The sequence below is a fragment of the Gordonia sputi NBRC 100414 genome (assembly GCF_000248055.1).
Classification (GTDB): domain Bacteria; phylum Actinomycetota; class Actinomycetes; order Mycobacteriales; family Mycobacteriaceae; genus Gordonia; species Gordonia sputi.
Genome location: NZ_BAFC01000127.1, coordinates 1 through 17,486 on the forward strand (window position 1 = coordinate 1; position 17,486 = coordinate 17,486).

Genomic DNA, 17,486 nt, shown 5'->3' on the forward strand with positions numbered 1-17,486 from the left:
CGCGGAGTCGACCCCGACTCGGCCGTCAGACGGCGTCGACACGGGTCAGCTGACCGCGCCGTTGATCACCGATTTCTGGATCGCGCCTGCCTCGACGCCCCAGTTCTCGGCGATCTGCTTGTACTGACCGTTGTCGATGAGGTGCTGCACGGCCTGCTGCAGAGCCTGCGTCAACGACGACCCCTTCTGCACCGGGTAGCCGTAGGGCGCCGAGTCGAACACTCCACCGGCAGCCTCGAGCTTGCCGCCCGAGCGCTTGATCGCGTACGCGGTCACGGGCGAATCCGCCGACATCGCGTCCACCTTGCCGAGCACGAGCGCGTTGGTCGCCTCGTCCTGGCTGTCGAACTTCACCTTCTCGATCGCCGGCTTGCCCGCGTCGGTGCATGCCTTGCTCTTGGCAGGAACCTCGTCGGTGTCCTCGACGGTGGTCGACTGCACAGCAACCCGCTTGCCGCAGGCGTTGTTGGGGTCGATGCTGCCGCCCTTCTGCTGCGCCCACTGCACACCGGCGTTGTAGTAGGTGACGAAGTCGACCTGCTGCTCGCGCTCCTTGCTGTCGGTGAACGACGACATGCCCACGTTATAGGTGCCCTGCTGGATCGCCGGGATGATCTTGTCGAAGTCGGCTTCCTTGTACACCGGCTTGAGACCCAGGACGCCGGAGACGGCGTTCATGAGATCCACGTCGTAGCCGACGATGTTGCCGGAGGGATCCTTGAACTCGTTGGGCGAGTAGGGAACGTTGACACCGACGATCAGCTGGCCCGACTGCCGGATCGGTGCGGGTACCAGCGCGGCGATGGAATCGACCTTGGCGACCTCCACTGCCTTCGACGAGCTGGCTGCCGCCTCGCCACCGCCTTCGTCGGATTCGTTGTTGGTACATCCGGCGAGTACCAGTGTCAGAACAGCCACAAGCGCGGTGAACAGACCGCCGAATCGCCATCGTCGCGAACGTGTCGAATGCTGAAGTCGCATCGAAATCCTTCCCCCGGCGCCCCCATGAGCGCCTCGAGACCACACACCGACACACCGTCGGCACTTCGCAATAACTTACTGGCTTCCGGTGCAATCCACCCGGTAGTTACGAAGGATTAACCGTGCTTCGACCCGACGACGCGCCCGAGCACCGGCGCGGCCGGGCGCGTGGTTGTACCCACCCAAATCCCGTATCGATCACCAAGAAAGCACGTACGATTCGAAAATTCTCTCCGCGAACATTTTCTAGAAAACGTGAATTGATGGATTCACGATATAGTTTGCGAAGAGCCTTTATTCGAATTAGCATTCCGAGCGTGATACGCCCCACTCGGCCATTCTGGGTCGCATTGTCCGGATTTGTTGCGGCACTCTTGGCGGCGACGCTCACGGGTTTTCCTCGTGCCCGCAACAGGTTCCGCGAGTCCATTGAAGCCTCCATCCCAGAACCCCTTCTACGGCACGCAGCGAAGTCTCACCCACGTCGCACCCGGTGCCCCACTGAAGACTCGCGTCGTCCAATTGGCCTACGGCGACAAGAGGTTTCCGGCAGTTGCGACGCAGATCCTGTTCCGCACCACGGATCAGTTCGGCACGCCGACGGCAGCAGTCACCTCCATCATCGAGCCGTTGACATCCGGACCGCGAAAACTGATCTCGTATCACTCCCCCTATGACGCACTCGGGTCACAATGCGATCCCTCGTACGCTCTCCGCGGTGGCAATACCGGCCGCGGACCGGAATTCGACGACATCATCATCGGCTCATTTCTTGCGCAGGGATACACCGTCGTGGTCCCCGACTATGAAGGCTTGAAGATGCGCTGGACGATGGGGCGCGAGTCCGCGCAGACCGCTCTCGATAGCATCCGTACCGCTGAGCGACATCTGCGCCTGCCCTCGTCGACGCCGGTCGGGCTCTTCGGCTACTCGGGCGGATCGGTGCCCACCGGCTTCGGCGCCGACCTCGCCGCGAGCTACGCTCCCGAACTCCACATCGTCGGCGCCGCCGCGGGTGGAGTCCTCGTCCAGCCGTCGCACAACCTGCCCTATGTCAACGGAAGCAAGCAGTGGGCGGGCGTGATCCCCGCGCTCATGAACGTCTACAACGCGACCTTCGACCTCAACATCGGCCAGTACCTGTCCCCCAAGGGAACCCAAACACTCGCGCAGACCCAGGGGCAGTGCCTGATCAACTTCGCGACCAAATATCCGGGACTGACCGACACACAATTGCTGCTACCGCAGCATCCGGGGCTGTTGACCGTCCCGGGGATCCCGCAAGCCTTCAACCAGAACTTCATGGGTTGGGTCGGCAAGCCGAGAAATCCGATGTTCCTCGGTGTCTGCAACGTCGACGGAACCGGCGACGGGATCATGATCGACGGCGACGTGCAGGGATTGGCGACCAAGTACTGCCGTGAAGGAGTTCCTACGCAATACAAGACCTATCCCAAGCTCAGTCACTTCGATGCATTCCTGCCCTGGGCACCCGATGCGGAGAAGTTCCTCGCCGACCGTTTCGCTGGGCGTCCCGCGACCTACTGCTCGGGAATTCCGACCGGCAATACCCTGGGCCCCATCAGCTAGTCAGGACCCATCAGCCCGTTCGGTGCCGCGGTCGATCGCTTCGACGACCGCGGCACCGAACGCTGTTGTGGTCGCACTCCCGCCGAGATCGGCCGTGCGAATCCCCGCGGCCAGCGTGACGTCGATGGCGTTGTCGATTCTCGCGGCGCAGCGGGTGAGTGCATCGTCGGATCGCTGATCGCCCCACCATCGGAGCATCATCGCGGTCGAGGCGAGAATGCCGACGGGATCGGCGATTCCGCGTCCGGCGATGTCGGGGGCCGCACCGTGGCTGGCTTGCGCCATGGCCTTGGTCGACGAGCAGTTCACCGAACCTGCCATTCCCAGCGATCCCGCCAACTCGCCTGCGAGATCGGAGAGGATGTCGCCGAAGAGGTTTTCGGTGACCAGCACGTCGAAATCCGCGGGCCTGCGAACCAGCAGTGCTGCCATCGCGTCGACATGCTGCTCGTCGACGTCGACGTCAGGGAAGCCCACCGCCACCTCGCGGCACGCATCGCGGAAGAGGCCGGTCGTGAGTCGTAGAACGTTGGCCTTGTGCACGATGGTGACATGCCGTGAGCGTTGCCTCGCGAGTCGGAATGCCTCTCGAGCGATTCGACGACTCGCCTCACGGGTGACGACTCCGACCGCGAGCGCAACATCGGGCGTCGGCATGAATTCACCACTCCCGACGGCCATGTTCCGGTCGGCGTACAGCCCCTCGGAGTTCTCCCTCGCGATCACCACGTCGATGTCGGGAGCGGTTGCGGCCACACCGCGATAGGCCCGACACGGCCGGATATTCGCATACAGCCCGAACCGCTTACGGATCACCGCACCAGGCGTCAGCATCCCACGGAACTCCTCGGGATATCCGGCCGAGTCGTGTGGGCCGAGAATCCACACGTCGAGTTCGTCGAGACCCTCGAGCGCCGATTGCGGTGTCGGCGTGCCGTACTCGGCTATTGCGTCACGACCGAGAGGCAAAGTCACCCAATCGAATTCGATGTCTTCGCGCGCACCTGCCGCAACCGCCACGTCGACGGCGATCGGCACGATCTCCGGCCCGATTCCGTCGCCGTCGAGTACACCGATCGCCAATCGACTGTCGCTGCTCATCTCGCAAATATTGCCAGAACGCTTGACAACTCTGCCGAGCCACCTCAGCATAGCTAGAAACCGAATGACATTCGGTTTGGCCCTCAACGCCGCAGGCCAGCCGCCATTCTCTTCGACGACGCTCTCGTAGCGTCGCTCTCGAAAGGCTCCCCATGAGCACTGCCGATCCATCCCGAGTCGCCACTCCACCTGCCGCTGTCGATTCGCCACCACCAGCAGGCATCGATCTCAAGCAGGACGCACTCGGCGCACCGTCGATTGCTTTCATGGTGATCGCGGCGGCGGCCCCGCTGACCGTGATGGCGGGCGTCGCGCCCCTGGCCCTGGCCATCGGCGGTGTCGGCGCGCCGGTCGCCTATCTCGCCGCTGGAATCAGCTTCGCAGTGTTCGCGGTGGCGTTCATGGCCATGACCAGGGCCACCGGCGGCAAAGGCGCCTTCTACTCCTACATCACGCTTGGACTCGGTCGGGTCGCGGGACTCGCATCAGGCTTCCTCGCAGTCGTCTCATACAACGCACTCCAGATCGGCGTGTACGGCCTCCTCGCCGTTCAGACGCACGACGCCATCTCGCGGGTGCTCGGCGTCGACATCCCCTGGCCCGTACTCGCACTCGTCGCGATCGCGATCGTGTGGTTCGTCGGCCGTCGCGGAATCGACGTCGGGGCGCGATTCCTCGGAGTCCTCCTCGCCCTCGAAACCGGCATCCTGCTGGTTCTCGCCGTCGCGATCCTCGTCAAGGGCGGAGCGCACGGTATCGAGTTCTCCACCTTCACTCCCAAGGCGATCTTCGCTCCGGGAATGGCAGGCGTGCTGGCCTTTGCGTTCGCGGCGTTCATGGGATTCGAGTCGACGGCCCTCTATCGCTCCGAGGCTCGCGACCCCGACCGCTCCATCCCCCGCGCGACCTACTGGGCAGTCGGCTTCATGGCGATCTTCTACTGCTTCATCGTCCAGGCATTCGGCGCCGCTCAGGTGCAGCAGGCCGCGGGCGACGACGTCGCCGACCTCTTCTTCTCCGCCATGACGACGTATGTGGGCACCTGGGCGACCGACGTGATGTCACTGCTCATCGTCACAAGCGCTCTGGCGTCGCAGATCGCGTTCCACAACGCCATCAACCGCTACACGTATGCACTCGCACGCGACGGCGCGCTGCCCCGCATCCTCGATCGCACTCACCCTGTGTACAAATCCCCTTCTCGCGCAGGCAATCTGCAGACCATCCTCGCCGCCGTCGTCATCGCGGCGTTCGGCCTGGCCGGTGCAGATCCCTACTATCAACTCCTACTGGTCCTCAACACCCCTGGAATCGTGGGAATCATTGCGCTGCAGGTGATCACATCGCTCGCTGTGGTCGCGTACTTCGTGCGCAAGCACTACGTCGGGGCCGAGCGGGTCGGACTGATCGCGGGAGTCCTGAGCACCATCCTTCTCGGCCTCGCATTGCTACTACTCGTGGCAAACATCAAGCTGCTGACCAACATGGGCACCGCGGCCAACGCGGCACTTGTCGGCAGCGTGGGAGTCGTGTTCCTCCTCGGAATCGTTGCGGCACTCTACTTCCGCGCCCGGGTGCCACGCACCTATGCCCGCATCGGTGGCCTCTACGACGACCCGCACGCCAGCACCGAACGCTGACACCAGGGACCCGAAGGCGCAGTGGCACAACTCAATCACGTACCAGACCACACTCAACGACGTACGCAGGGACGACAATGACACAGCGAGCCGACACGGTGATTTTCGCCAAGACCATCCACACCCTGACAGGGGAACAGGGCCACAGCGCCGTCGCCATCTCCGACGGGCGGATCTGCGCACTAGGGGATGCGGATTCGCTGGCCACCTACATCTCTGCGTCAACTCAGATCGTCGATCTGGGAGCGCGACACTCACCCCCGGCCTCATCGACGGACACATCCATCCTGTTCTCGGACTGGACATTTCGGCCGGCGTCGACCTCTCGGGCGTCGAGAACCTCGATCAACTCGTCGAGGCTCTGCGGACCGCCCCGGTCGTCGACGGCTGGGTACGGGGCTGGGGCCTCGATCCCAACGCGTTCGGTGGCCGACCCGTCACGTCCGACGTGGTGGTGACGGCGGTGGGACCCGACCTGCCCGCCCTGCTCTACCTCTTCGACGGTCATTCAGCACTCGCCACGCCGGCGGCACTGCGCATCGCGGGCATCGATGGCCCACGGACATTCAGCGGCAACGCCGAGATCGTCTGCCAGGACGGCATTCCCACGGGCCACCTGCTGGAGCTGGAAGCGGTCAGCGTCGTTTCCGCGGTCGTACCGCCCGAGTCGGCGCAGCAACGCCGACAACGCCTCACCGAACTCCTCGGCTCCATGGCTGCGGCCGGACTGACATCAGCGAACGCCATGGATTTCGAAGGCGACAGCGGCGAGCTCGTCACCGCACTCGAAGCCGACATCGAGCTTCCCATGCGACTCCGCTTCGCTCCGTTCTGCATGCCCGGCACTGACACCGAGCAACTCGATCACATCGTCGAACTGCAGCGTCGCGGTGGCAGGCGGTGGCGTGTCGACGGCGTCAAGTTCATGGTCGACGGGACCATCGACGGTGGCACCGCGTGGCTCGAGACTCCCGACTCCCATGGCGAATCAACCGCACCGCTGTGGCCGGACCCGGCGGAGTACCGACACGCGCTGCGCTACTTGGCACAGCGAGGTGTCCCCACGGTGACCCACGCGATCGGCGACGCCGGAATCCGTTATGCACTCGACAGTCTCGCCGATCTACCCGAGCTCCCGTCCGGCGCGCGACATCGGATAGAACACATCGAGACGCTCCCCGACGACCTCGTCGACCGTTTCGCGCGGCAAAGCGTTGTCGCGAGCATGCAGCCGACCCATTGCACCCACTACACGCGCTCCGACCACTCCGACAACTGGTCGGAGAGACTCGGCGCCGAACGTGCCGACCGCGCATTCCGCACGCGCGACATCCGTGACGCGGGAGCGATCCTCGCGTTGGGGTCGGACTGGCCGATCGCCCCCTTCGATGCCCGTTCGATCATGGCCGACGCCCAGCTCCGACGCCGCGCGGGACATCTCGACGACGCTCCGATCCTTCCCGGACAGGCACTCACCGCGCGCATGGCGCTCGAGGGCTATACGAGCCACGCCGCACGAGCGCAGGGCGCGAGCGACGCGGGTGCCATCGCGGTGGGCTGTCGCGCTGATCTCACCGCGTTTGCCGTCGATCCGCTCCGGTGCCTGCCCGACGAACTCGCCGACGCCCCGATCGTGCTCACCATGGTCGGAGGCGACGTGGTGCATCGCGCCGACCACGTCGACGCCTGACCCGCTTGAGCGTCGAGGCAACGGCGAGCATCAGGCATACGGCGAGTCACTAGGCTTACGGAATGCCCCGCCCGCGCACACCGATCCTCGATCCGAACACGATTGCCCGAGCGGCACTCGACGCGCTCGACGCCGACGGCTCGTTCACCATGCCCGGGGTTGCGAAGCGCCTCAACGTCGCGGTGTCGTCGCTGTATCACCATGTGGCGAGCCGCGAGCAACTCCTCGAGCTCATCCGCGGGGTGATCGCCGAGGAACTCTCGGTGTCGATCGAGTGGCCGGAGGACTGGCGCGAGGTGGTTCGAGAGTGGCTGATCGGCTACCGCGCGGGCTTCGGTGCCCACCCCGAACTGGTGCGGGCACTCACGGCGCAAACGGTCCGCGCACCCGAGGTGCTGCGCGGCTACGACCGATTGGCGCAGAAGCTCGTCGACGCCGGGTTCCCGATCGACCGGGTGCTGCACGTCATCACGTTTCTCGACACCATCGCACTCGGGTCGGCGCTCGACGTCGGCGCACCCGAGGAGGTGTGGTCGGCCGACGGCGTCGCTGCTGACAGCACCCTCGGGCGTGCGCTGTCAGCAGCACCGACGGGACGCGTGCGCGCTGACGAAGCGTTCGAGCTGACCGTCGACTTGGCCGTCATCGGCCTCGAGACCGAACTGGCCCGCGTGTCGCAGAATTGACAGCTCTATTGCAGGACTGCGTTCCTCAGTGCGCGGCGTCGTCCCACGAGCGACCGAAGCCGACCGAAACCTCCAGTGGCACAGACAGATCGATAGCATTGCCCATCTCTTCGCGAACGACCTTCTCGGCTTGTTCGCGCTCACCCTCAGCCACTTCGACGACGAGTTCGTCGTGGACCTGGAGCAACATGCGGGAGGCAAGTTTCTCGGCGACGAGTCGCTTGTGCACGTTGATCATGGCGACCTTGATGATGTCGGCAGCCGTGCCCTGGATCGGGGCGTTGAGCGCCATACGCTCTGCCGCCTGACGCCGTTGCCAGTTGTCGCTGTTGAGGTCGGGCAGATAGCGGCGTCGACCGAAAAGCGTTGCGGTGTACTCGTTTCGGCGTGCCTCGACGACGACGTCATGAAGGTAGTCCCGCACGCCACCGAAGCGGTCGAAGTAGGCCTCCATCTGCTCCTTGGCCTCGTCGCGACTGATCCGCAGCTGCGCCGCGAGCCCGAACGCCGAGAGTCCGTACGCGAGACCGTACGACATCGCTTTGACACGATGCCGCATATCTGTGGTCACCGCGTCGATCGGCACTCCGAAAGCTCGTGACCCGACGAAGTTGTGGAGGTCTTCTCCGGTGTTGAACGCCTCGATGAGGCCCGCGTCGCTTGAGAGGTGAGCCATGATGCGCATTTCGATCTGGCTGTAGTCAGCCGTCATGAGGGTCTCGTATGGCTTGCCGGTGCCGCCGGGTCCGTTGTCCGAGCCGACGACGAATCCGTGGCGGATCTCCCGCCCGGCCTCGGTACGAACCGGAATGTTCTGCAGGTTGGGTTCGGTCGACGACAGCCGACCCGTCGCCGCGACGGTTTGGTTGAACGTCGTGTGGATTCGGCCGTCGTCGGCCACCGACTTGAGAAGACCGTCGACGGTCACCTTGAGTCGGGTGGCATCTCGGTGTTCGAGCAGATACGCCAGGAACGGATGCTCGGTCTTCTCATAGAGGGTCTGCAAAGCGTCGGCGTCGGTCGTGTAACCGGTCTTGGTCTTCTTGGTCTTGGGCATGTCCAGCTTGTCGAACAGCACCGTCTGCAATTGCTTGGGCGAGCCGAGGTTGATCTGCTCGCCGATCACCTCGTAGGCGGCCTCTGCGGCCGTCCGGATGCGCTCGGAGAACGTCTCTTCGAGCTGACCGAAGTGCTCGACGTCGACCGCGATGCCCGATGCCTCGAGGTCGGCGAGCACGAACAGCAGTGGCAGTTCCATCTCGGTGAGCAGCGGTTTGGAGTCGATGCGGTCCAGCTCGGTGTCGAGGGTGTCGGCGAGTTCGGCGACAGCCCGCGCCTCGAGCATCGCCTGCTCGGCGATCTTGCCCGCGCCCCCGTCGTCGTCGAGGAGCGAGAGCTGCCCGGAGTCGGCGCCATCGTCGGCTCGCAGTTCGCGTCGCAGGTAGCGCAGCGCGAGATCGTCGAGGTTGAAGGTTCGTTGGCCGGGCCGCACGAGGTAGGCGGCGAGGGCGGTGTCGCTGGTGACACCGGCGAGCGTCCACCCACGAGACCGCAGCGCGTGGATGGCCCACTTCGTCTCGTGGAGGGCCTTGTCGATGGTCGAGTCGGCAAACCATTCGCCGAGCGCCTTCTCGTCGTCGGGCCCGAGCACCGTGACGTCGACGTAGCCCGACGTACCGTCGGTCGCGGCGATCGCGACGCCCGTCACGTCTGCGCCGACGACCTGGTGCGGAGCGGTGACGGTGAGGCCGCTGCGGCCGGTGCGGGCGTGCGCGTCGAGCCAGTCGCGAACCTCACCTTCGCCGAGGACCGACCCGTCGAGTTCAAACCCTGATTCGGCCTCCGGTTCGACGGAACTGAGCGTCGAGAACAGACGATCGCGCAGAACACGGAACTCGAGGTCGTCGAAGAGTTGGTGGATGCGGTCGCGGTCCCAGCCGACCATCGCCAGTTCGTCGGGCGTGGCAGGCAATTGCATGTCGCGGACGAGCTCAGTGAGCTGGCGGTTCGTCTGTACCGAGGCCAGGTGCGTGCGCAATGCGTCGCCGACCTTTCCCTTGACCTCGTCGACGTGATCGATGAGTGAGGCGAGAGAGCCATACTCGCGAATCCACTTCGACGCCGTCTTCTCCCCCACGCCCGGGATGCCGGGCAGGTTGTCGCTCGGGTCGCCGCGCAGCGCCGCGTAGTCGGGATACTGCGTGGGTGTGAGTCCGTACTTCTTCTCGACCTCTTCAGGGGTGAAGCGGGTCAGCTCCGACACGCCTTTGCGCGGGTACAACACCGTCACCGAGTCGTCGACGAGCTGCAGCGAGTCCCGGTCGCCGGTGACGACGAGAACCTTGTAGCCCTCCGCTTCGGCCTGCGTTGCCAGCGTCGCGATGATGTCGTCGGCCTCGTAGCCCTCGATCGCCATGACGGGGATTCCGAGCGCGTCGAGCACCTCTTTGGTCAGATCGACCTGACCGTTGAACTCGTCGGGCGACTTGGATCGCTGCGCCTTGTACTCGGGAAACATCTCCGAACGGAAGGTCTTGCGCGAGACGTCGAACGCCGCTGCCACGTGTGTCGGTTCCTCGTCGCGGAGCAGGTTGATCAACATGGAGGTGAAGCCGTACACCGCGTTGGTCGTCTGGCCGGTCGCGGTTTTGAAGTTCTCGGCAGGAAGCGCGAAGAACGCCCGGTAGGCCAGCGAATGCCCGTCGAGCAGCATCAACGTCGGTTGACGCTTACCTTTGCCACCCTTCTGACTCGATCGCGACGACGTCGACGGCGCGGCCTTGCCGTCAGCGGGTGTGCCGTCGGAACTCTTCACGGGTGCACTTTGCGCAGGACTCACACCGCCGAGTCTAGTGACGCCCCCCGACACGCCTCATCCCCGGCAACCCATCCCCGGCAACCCCGCGGACCCTTGACGAAACCTCAGCCAGGCGCGCTGCGGTACATCGGCCACACCGTAGGTCCGTTCTCCGGCAACGTCACCTCGGCGGTCACCGTGAAACCGAATCGCTCGTAGAGTGGAATATTCGCCTCGTTGGAGCTCTCCAGATACGCCGGGCCGTCGACCGACTCCATCCCGGTGCGCAGCAACGTACTTCCGACGCCGCGCCCGTGCACTGTGGCGCCGACGAATGCCAGATACCAGTGCGGTTCGCGCGGACGGTATCCCGCGAACATCTCCTCGATCTGTTGGCCGCGACGGTACCGACCGCCCAGTGCCGACAGGAACCGCGGCACCGCCAACAGTTGGCGGCCGCTCGAGGGGTGAAATCCCGGCGGGTCCCACACCGCGGCGCCGACGGCCCGGTCATTCTCGACGCACACGTCTATACGTCCCCGTGACCCGTGACCCGCGGTCAACAATGCGCGATACAGGGCCGCGTACCGGGTGGTGTCGGGTTGCAACCACCGCATCACCGGGTCGTCGGCAAACGCCTCTCCGAGTATCTCGCTGACGAGCTTGTTGTCCGTTGAGCCCTCGATGGCGTAGGCGGTCACCGCGTCAGGCTACGCCGAGATACGCCTCGCGCACCGCATCGTCGACGAGTAGCTCTTTGCCCGGCCCCTCCTTCAGGATCGTGCCGGTCTCCAGGATGTAACCCCGATCGGAGCGGCTCAAGGCCTGCTGCGCATTCTGCTCGACGAGCAGGATCGTGGTTCCCTCCGCGTTGATCTGCGCGATGATTGAGAAGATCTGTTGGATCACCATGGGCGCCAAGCCCATTGACGGTTCGTCGAGCAGCAGCAGATTGGGACGCGCCATCAGTCCACGACCGATCGCGAGCATCTGCTGCTCGCCGCCGGACATGGTGCCGCCGTATTGCTTGCGCCGTTCCGCCAACCGCGGGAACAACTCGAAGACCTGGTCGAGGGCCTGACTGTAGGCAGCCTTGGACTCGAATTTCCTTCCATAGCAACCCATGTCAAGATTTTCGAGCACCGTCATTCCCGGGAAGATGTGTCTGCCCTCGGGAACCTGGATGATTCCCCGTGACACTCGCTCGTGCGGGGCAAGCTTGGTGATCGACTCACCATTGAACTTGATGTCGCCCTGACTGAGTTTGAGCAGACCGGAGATCCCGCGCATGGTGGTCGATTTTCCCGCGCCGTTGGCTCCGAGGAGAGTCACCAGCTCGCCCTCGTCGACGTGTAGCGAGATGCCGTGCAGCGCTTGGATTCGGCCGTAGTGAATGACGACGTCGGTCATTTCCAGCACCGGCGTCTTGATGGTCGTCGCGGCCGAATCCTTGCTGAGGTCAGGCGATTTGGTCATCGGGAACTCCCAGGTAGGCGGCGACGACCGCGGGATTCTCGCGAACCTCGCGCGGTGAGCCGTCAGCGATCTTGCGGCCGAATTCGAGGACGACGATGCGATCGGTCACGCCCATGACCAAGCGCATGTCGTGCTCGATGAGCAGCACGGTGTAGCCGTCCTCGCGGATCTTCTGGATCAACTCCATCAGCGCGGACTTCTCGCTCGGATTGAAGCCGGCCGCAGGCTCGTCGAGGCACAGCAGCTTGGGTTCGGTGGCCAATGCCCGAGCGATCTCGAGACGACGCTGGTCTCCGTACGGGAGATTCGACGCCTTCTCCGCCGCGCGGGCACCGATACCGACGAACTCGAGCAGCGCCATCCCGCGGTCGACGGCGTCGTGTTCTTCTCGGTACAGCCGCGGCGTGCGCATGATTGCTCCGAAGACCGACGTCTTGTGCCGGGCATCGGTGCCGACGGAGACGTTCTCCAGCGCGGTCATCTCACCCCAGAGCCGCACGTTCTGGAAGGTACGCGCGATCCCCTTGCGAGTGATCTTGTGCTGCGACATCTTGCCGAGCGGCGCACCGTCGAAGACCACCGTTCCACGCGTCGGACGATAGACGCCCGTAATCGCGTTGAAGCACGTGGTCTTGCCTGCGCCATTGGGTCCGATGAGGCCGAGAATCTCGCCGCGCTTGATGTCGAACGTGACGTCGTCAAGTGCCGCCAGCCCACCGAATTCGACGGTCAAACCGGTGACCTTCAGTAGCGGTTCACCCTCGGCAGTTTCGATGTTCCGTTGCGGCGCAACAGCTTCGGCGACAGCTTCTGGATCGGCGAGTTGCGGGTCGACCGCTGCCGGGTCGACGACAGCCGTCGACTCGGGGTCGGCGAGCACCTCCTCGACCTGTTCGACGTTGTCTGGGACCTGTTCGACGCTGTCCGGCCCGGTCTGCGCCTTGCTGATGTCGACACGCGGAGTGGTGTCGTCGGCGCGATCGTCCGCGGCGTCGTCAGGTGTCCTGTGCGTCATGCGTGCGCCTCCTCGCTTCCCGACGGTAGCGGGTTGGGGTTACGACGGACAGCGGCATAAACCTTGCGACCGAAGGTCAACAGTCGCGCTCGTGCCGGGAACAGGCCTTGCGGCCGGAAGATCATCAGCACCACGAGGGCGATGCCGAAGAACAGGTACTTGAACTCGCTGAGCGACTGACCGCCCACCTCGATGCCCTGCACCCGCGCAGGCAGGTAGACGATGATGAACGCGCCGGCGATCACGCCGAGCTTGTTGCCCTGTCCGCCGAGCACGACGGCACAGAGGAAAAGCATCGAGTTGATGACCGTGAACGCCTTGGGATCGACGTACTGCACCTGGCCCGCGTAGACGGCGCCCGACAGCCCGCCGATACCCGCGCCGATCACAAACGCCCACAGCTTGTACTTGAACGTGGGCACACCCATGATCTCGGCGGCGTCCTCGTCTTCACGAATCGCCACCCACGAGCGTCCGACGCGGCTGCGTTCCAGATTGCCGATGACGATCAACACGAGGATCACCGCGACGATGCCCAGCCAATACCACCAGACCCCGTAGTTGGCGGTCGGGCTGTTGTTGCCGACGGAGAACACACCGTCGGGATGCTTGTCCGACCGCCCGAGCTCGGGGAACAGGACACCCTGCAGGCCCGACGCGCCGTTGGTGATGTCTGTGAGGTTGTCGGCGAGCAGACGCACGATCTCGCCGAATCCGAGTGTGACGATCGCCAGGTAGTCGCCTCGCACGCGCAAGGTCGGGGTACCGAGGACCAACCCTGTGAGTCCGGTGATGATGATCGCGAGTGGAACGCATGCGAGCCACGCCCACGGCCCCGAGAAGAAGCCGTGATCTTCGCTGTTCCACAACGGACTCGCCGGACTCGTCAGCAATGCGACGACGTAGGCGCCCACCGCGTAGAAGCCGACGTAGCCGAGGTCGAGGAGACCCGTCTGGCCGACCACGACGTTGAGTCCGATGGCGATCAATGCCGTCATGGCGAACGTCGCCATGACCACACCGAAGTTGGTTGCCGTCGTCGTGATCAGTGGCGGTTTGATGACCGGAAGCAGCGCGAGAAGAATGATGAGGGGGACGCCGAGTAGCCACTGCTGTACGCGAGGCAGGCTGTCCCACCAGGTGCGAATACGGTCGCCGAGACCGCGCGGCGGCGGCGTGGTCAATTGCGTCGACGACACTTTCGCTGACGCCACGCTGTCTGACGCCTCATTGTCTGATGTCGTCATACCCGCGCCTTCCCCAGCTTCTCACCGAGTATTCCGGTTGGACGGAACATCAATACGAGGATCAGGAGAACGAACGCGACCACGTCCTTCCACTGATTTCCGAAGAGCACGGAACCGTAGTTCTCCATCACACCGAGCAGCAAGCCTCCCAAGAGCGCGCCACGAACGTTGCCGATTCCGCCGAGGACCGCGGCGCAGAACGCCTTGATCCCGAGGATGAAGCCGCCGTTGTAGACGATGTTGGTGGGTACACGCAGCGTGTAGAGCAGCGCCGCAGCGCCTGCCAGCAGACCACCGATGAGGAAGGTCACCAGGATGATGCGATCACGGGAGACACCCATCAGCAGCGCGGCATCGGGATCCTGTGCCACCGAACGGATCCCACGTCCCAGACGGGTCTTGTTGATCATGAAATCGACGCCGAGCGCCAGCACCAACGCCGAGCCGATGATCACCATCGTCATGTTGAACACCGGGGCGCCGAAGATCGTGAACTCCTTCACGGGCTCCACGAGGCGAATCGTCGGTTGTGCCGTGGAGCCGCCGAGTGGCGGGTCGACCGGGAACTTCGGCAGCACGTAATGCACGAATTCCTGCAGTACGAACGACATTCCGATCGCGGTGATGAGAAACGCGAGCGGCTTCGCGCCGCGTCGACGTAGGGGCCGATACGCGACGAACTCCAGTCCGACCGCCGCTCCGCCCGCCACGATCATGCCGCACAGCCCCGCGAGCACGAGATAGACGACCGTCATCACCGTTCCCTCGGAGTACGTGTTGCCCGAGGGCGTGAAGCCCAACAACAGCAGTCCGATGTAGGTGCCGAACATGCCGAGCATGAAGACCTCGGAATGAGCGAAGTTGATCAGTCGGAGCACGCCATAGACGAGTGTGTAACCCACCGCGACAAGCGCGTACACCGATCCGTAGGTCAGCCCCTCGATGGTCAGGCCCCAGAAGCCGTCGAACAGCGCGTGATAGTCGAATCCGATGGTGGATGCCACTGCGGTCGACGTCTGTGCCACCAGAAGTGTGGTGGTCATACGATCCCCTCAATCGTCGAAAAGTCGCAGACACGAACCGCGCCCGGCCGCCGTGATCGACGGCCGGGCGCGATTGGTTGTCGTACTTACTTGACCTCGTATACCCAGATTAGCGATGTGGTGAGTTCACCCTTCGGTGTCCACGAGTACTTGCGGGCAAGACCTGTGCCGTTGTACTTGCTGATGTACTCGAGCAACTTGGGACGGGTGTTGTTGCCCTCTTCGATGCCCTTCATCATGATCGCCGCGATGTCGTACGCCTCGACCGAGTACACGCCCGGCGGCTGGTTGAACGCTGCCTTGTAGTCCGAAGCGAACTTGTCGGGAGCGGGACCACACGGGCACGAGAGCAGCGCGCCCTTGGCAGAATCGCCGGCCTGCGCGGTGAACTGCGGATCGTTCGCACCATCACCCGAGACGAACAGAACATTCGAGTCAGCCGACTTGAGCTGCTGCGCGAGCGGCGCGGCCTCCGCGTAGTAGCCCGCGTAGAAGACCGCATCCGGCTGTGCCGCAGTGACTTTCGAGATGATGGCGGAGAAGTCGCGCTCACCCTTCTTGACGTCACCCGAGCAGTCGGCGTCCGCGGCGGAGCCGAGTGCGCCGGTAACGGCCTTCGCCAAGCCCGCGCCGTAGTCTGTGTCGTCCTTGATGACGCAGACCTTCTTCTTGCCCTTTGCCCCGGTCAGGTACTTCGCGACGGCGGGGCCCTGAATGTCGTCGTTGGCGAGGCCGCGGTAGAAGGTCTTCCAACCATTGTCGGTGAGTGTCGGGTTGGTGGCCGAAGCGGTCACCGAGACGAGTCCTGCCTGGTTGAAGATGCCGCCGGTCGCCTTGGTCTCACCGGAGAACGCGGGACCGATCAATCCGATGATCGAGTCGTCGTTGGTGATGGTCGGTGCAACCTGTGTTGCCTTCTGCGGGTCACCTTCGGTGTCGAAACGCTTGAGGGTGATCTTGCAGTCGGGGTTGGCCTTGTTGTGCTGGTCGACGGCGAGCTGCGCACCGTCGACGATGTTGATACCGAGCGCCGCGTCAGCCCCGGTCAGTGCACCCGCCATTGCGATGGTCGCCGGGTCGCATTTCTGTCCACTCGGCGATGCCGGATCGAGAGCTTCCGCATCCGACGCCTTCGGCTGTTCCTTGCCCTCCGTATCGATCTGGGCGAGAGCCGAAATGGTGAGCCCCGACCCCGCTGATGCCGACCCACTCGATGACGAATCCGAGTCGGTGGACTTACTGCTACATGCCGAAACGGCGAGCACAGCGGCCAGCGTCGCCCCTAGCGCTGCGGTCGTCACGCGACGATGCATCTTTACTACCTCTCGTCCAGCCACCCGACCCCCTGTGGCCGGGAGGTCTACTGAGGAGACCTTGAGAAAACATAGACCGAGATACGAGATCGCGTGCGGCAATGAAAGAGAAATCCGCTAGTCACCGTCGACGCGTTTTCACAGATTTAACGCGGCCGACTTGAGGGTCAGTCTGTGGGTCCCAACGTTTCGACGACGACCTGCGCGACGGCCTTCATCGTGGTACGGCGATCCATCGCCGCGCGCTGAATCCACTTGAACGCCTCTGGTTCTGACAATGACTGCTTCTCCATGAGCAAACCCTTCGCGCGCTCGACCAGTTTTCGCGTTTCGAGTCGGTCCTGCATTGTCGCAACTTCTTTTTCGAGCATCTTCAGTTCGTGATAGCGACTTACAGCAACCTCCATGGCTGGAACAAGATCGGCTTTGGAGAACGGTTTCACCAAGTACGCCATCGCGCCGGCATCCCGAGCTCTCTCGATGAAGTCGCGCTGACTGAAGGCCGTCAACATCACCACGGGCGCCAACCGCTTCTGTGCGATCTCGGTGGCGGCGTCGATCCCGTCGCGCACCGGCATCTTGATATCCATGATGACGAGATCAGGCGAGAGCTTCTCGGTGAGATCGACAGCCGCCTGCCCGTTGGGCGCCTCGCCCACCACGTCGTAGCCCTCCTCGCGCAGCATCTCGATGAGGTCCATCCGGATCAGCGAGTCGTCCTCGGCGACGAGCACCTTGTGTGCAGTCTGCTTGTCCTCGGCCTGGGCCGGAACATTCTCAACCACAGTCACCAATCCCTCCTCCACGTCGAGTTGACCAGAGCGGTCACAACCGGCCGCATCCACACGCTCACGGCCAGCACCAATGCTCCGAAGAGTACCGGCTCACGCGGCTTCCGGCCGATCAT

The 17,486-nt window shown here is 63.9% G+C and carries 14 protein-coding genes; 4 read left to right on the top strand and 10 right to left on the bottom strand.

Annotated features, from left to right (window positions below):
- Nucleotides 1-45: 45 nt before the first annotated feature.
- Complete coding sequence (locus GOSPT_RS20765) at nucleotides 46-981, bottom strand: ABC transporter substrate-binding protein (protein WP_005208716.1); 936 nt, start codon at nucleotides 979-981, stop codon at nucleotides 46-48.
- Nucleotides 982-1,410: 429 nt separating this feature from the next.
- On the opposite strand from GOSPT_RS20765, the gene GOSPT_RS20770 reads away from it, so the two are divergent.
- Nucleotides 1,411-2,571, top strand: coding sequence for a lipase family protein (locus GOSPT_RS20770; protein WP_005208717.1), 1,161 nt, complete (start codon nucleotides 1,411-1,413; stop codon nucleotides 2,569-2,571).
- On the opposite strand, the gene GOSPT_RS20775 is transcribed toward GOSPT_RS20770, so the two are convergent.
- Nucleotides 2,572-3,672: an isocitrate/isopropylmalate dehydrogenase family protein gene (locus tag GOSPT_RS20775; RefSeq protein WP_005208718.1), complete on the bottom strand. Its 1,101-nt coding sequence runs from the start codon at nucleotides 3,670-3,672 to the stop codon at nucleotides 2,572-2,574. It abuts the gene before it with no gap.
- Nucleotides 3,673-3,824: 152 nt separating this feature from the next.
- Here GOSPT_RS20775 and GOSPT_RS20780 point away from each other — a divergent pair, with 152 nt between their 5' ends.
- The 3 genes from GOSPT_RS20780 to GOSPT_RS20790 all read left to right on the top strand — a co-directional run bounded on the left by GOSPT_RS20780 (nucleotide 3,825) and on the right by GOSPT_RS20790 (nucleotide 7,688).
- Nucleotides 3,825-5,312, top strand: coding sequence for an APC family permease (locus tag GOSPT_RS20780; protein ID WP_005208719.1), 1,488 nt, complete (start codon nucleotides 3,825-3,827; stop codon nucleotides 5,310-5,312).
- Nucleotides 5,272-7,002 (top strand): amidohydrolase, encoded by a 1,731-nt coding sequence (locus GOSPT_RS20785; protein ID WP_245548761.1) that lies wholly within the window; start codon nucleotides 5,272-5,274, stop codon nucleotides 7,000-7,002. Before GOSPT_RS20780 ends, GOSPT_RS20785 begins: the two co-directional genes overlap by 41 nt.
- 62 nt (nucleotides 7,003-7,064) lie before the next feature.
- Nucleotides 7,065-7,688 (top strand): TetR/AcrR family transcriptional regulator, encoded by a 624-nt coding sequence (locus tag GOSPT_RS20790; RefSeq protein ID WP_005208730.1) that lies wholly within the window; start codon nucleotides 7,065-7,067, stop codon nucleotides 7,686-7,688.
- Nucleotides 7,689-7,713: 25 nt separating this feature from the next.
- Here GOSPT_RS20790 and polA read toward each other — a convergent pair whose 3' ends face one another.
- The 8 genes from polA to GOSPT_RS20830 form a co-directional block, all read right to left on the bottom strand.
- Nucleotides 7,714-10,527 (bottom strand): DNA polymerase I, encoded by a 2,814-nt coding sequence (polA, locus tag GOSPT_RS20795; protein ID WP_039856922.1) that lies wholly within the window; start codon nucleotides 10,525-10,527, stop codon nucleotides 7,714-7,716.
- Nucleotides 10,528-10,610: 83 nt separating this feature from the next.
- Nucleotides 10,611-11,186: a GNAT family N-acetyltransferase gene (locus tag GOSPT_RS20800; protein WP_005208738.1), complete on the bottom strand. Its 576-nt coding sequence runs from the start codon at nucleotides 11,184-11,186 to the stop codon at nucleotides 10,611-10,613.
- 4 nt (nucleotides 11,187-11,190) lie between these two features.
- On the bottom strand, nucleotides 11,191-11,961 hold the full coding sequence (locus GOSPT_RS20805) for an ABC transporter ATP-binding protein (RefSeq protein ID WP_005208739.1): 771 nt from the start codon (nucleotides 11,959-11,961) through the stop codon (nucleotides 11,191-11,193).
- Nucleotides 11,945-12,976, bottom strand: a complete 1,032-nt coding sequence (locus GOSPT_RS20810) for an ABC transporter ATP-binding protein (protein ID WP_039856923.1) — start codon at nucleotides 12,974-12,976, stop codon at nucleotides 11,945-11,947. Before GOSPT_RS20810 ends, GOSPT_RS20805 begins: the two co-directional genes overlap by 17 nt.
- Nucleotides 12,973-14,223 carry a branched-chain amino acid ABC transporter permease gene (locus GOSPT_RS20815; RefSeq protein WP_005208743.1) on the bottom strand — a complete coding sequence of 417 codons (1,251 nt, stop codon included), beginning with the start codon at nucleotides 14,221-14,223 and terminating at the stop codon, nucleotides 12,973-12,975. The genes GOSPT_RS20810 and GOSPT_RS20815 overlap by 4 nt, the downstream gene beginning before the upstream one ends.
- The gene (locus tag GOSPT_RS20820) at nucleotides 14,220-15,266 is read right to left on the bottom strand and encodes a branched-chain amino acid ABC transporter permease (RefSeq protein WP_005208745.1); all 1,047 of its coding nucleotides are present in this window, start codon (nucleotides 15,264-15,266) and stop codon (nucleotides 14,220-14,222) included. The genes GOSPT_RS20815 and GOSPT_RS20820 overlap by 4 nt, the downstream gene beginning before the upstream one ends.
- 86 nt (nucleotides 15,267-15,352) lie before the next feature.
- Complete coding sequence (locus GOSPT_RS20825) at nucleotides 15,353-16,579, bottom strand: branched-chain amino acid ABC transporter substrate-binding protein (protein WP_005208747.1); 1,227 nt, start codon at nucleotides 16,577-16,579, stop codon at nucleotides 15,353-15,355.
- Between the two features lie 167 nt (nucleotides 16,580-16,746).
- Complete coding sequence (locus tag GOSPT_RS20830) at nucleotides 16,747-17,370, bottom strand: ANTAR domain-containing response regulator (protein WP_005208748.1); 624 nt, start codon at nucleotides 17,368-17,370, stop codon at nucleotides 16,747-16,749.
- Between the last annotated feature and the right edge of the window lie 116 nt (nucleotides 17,371-17,486).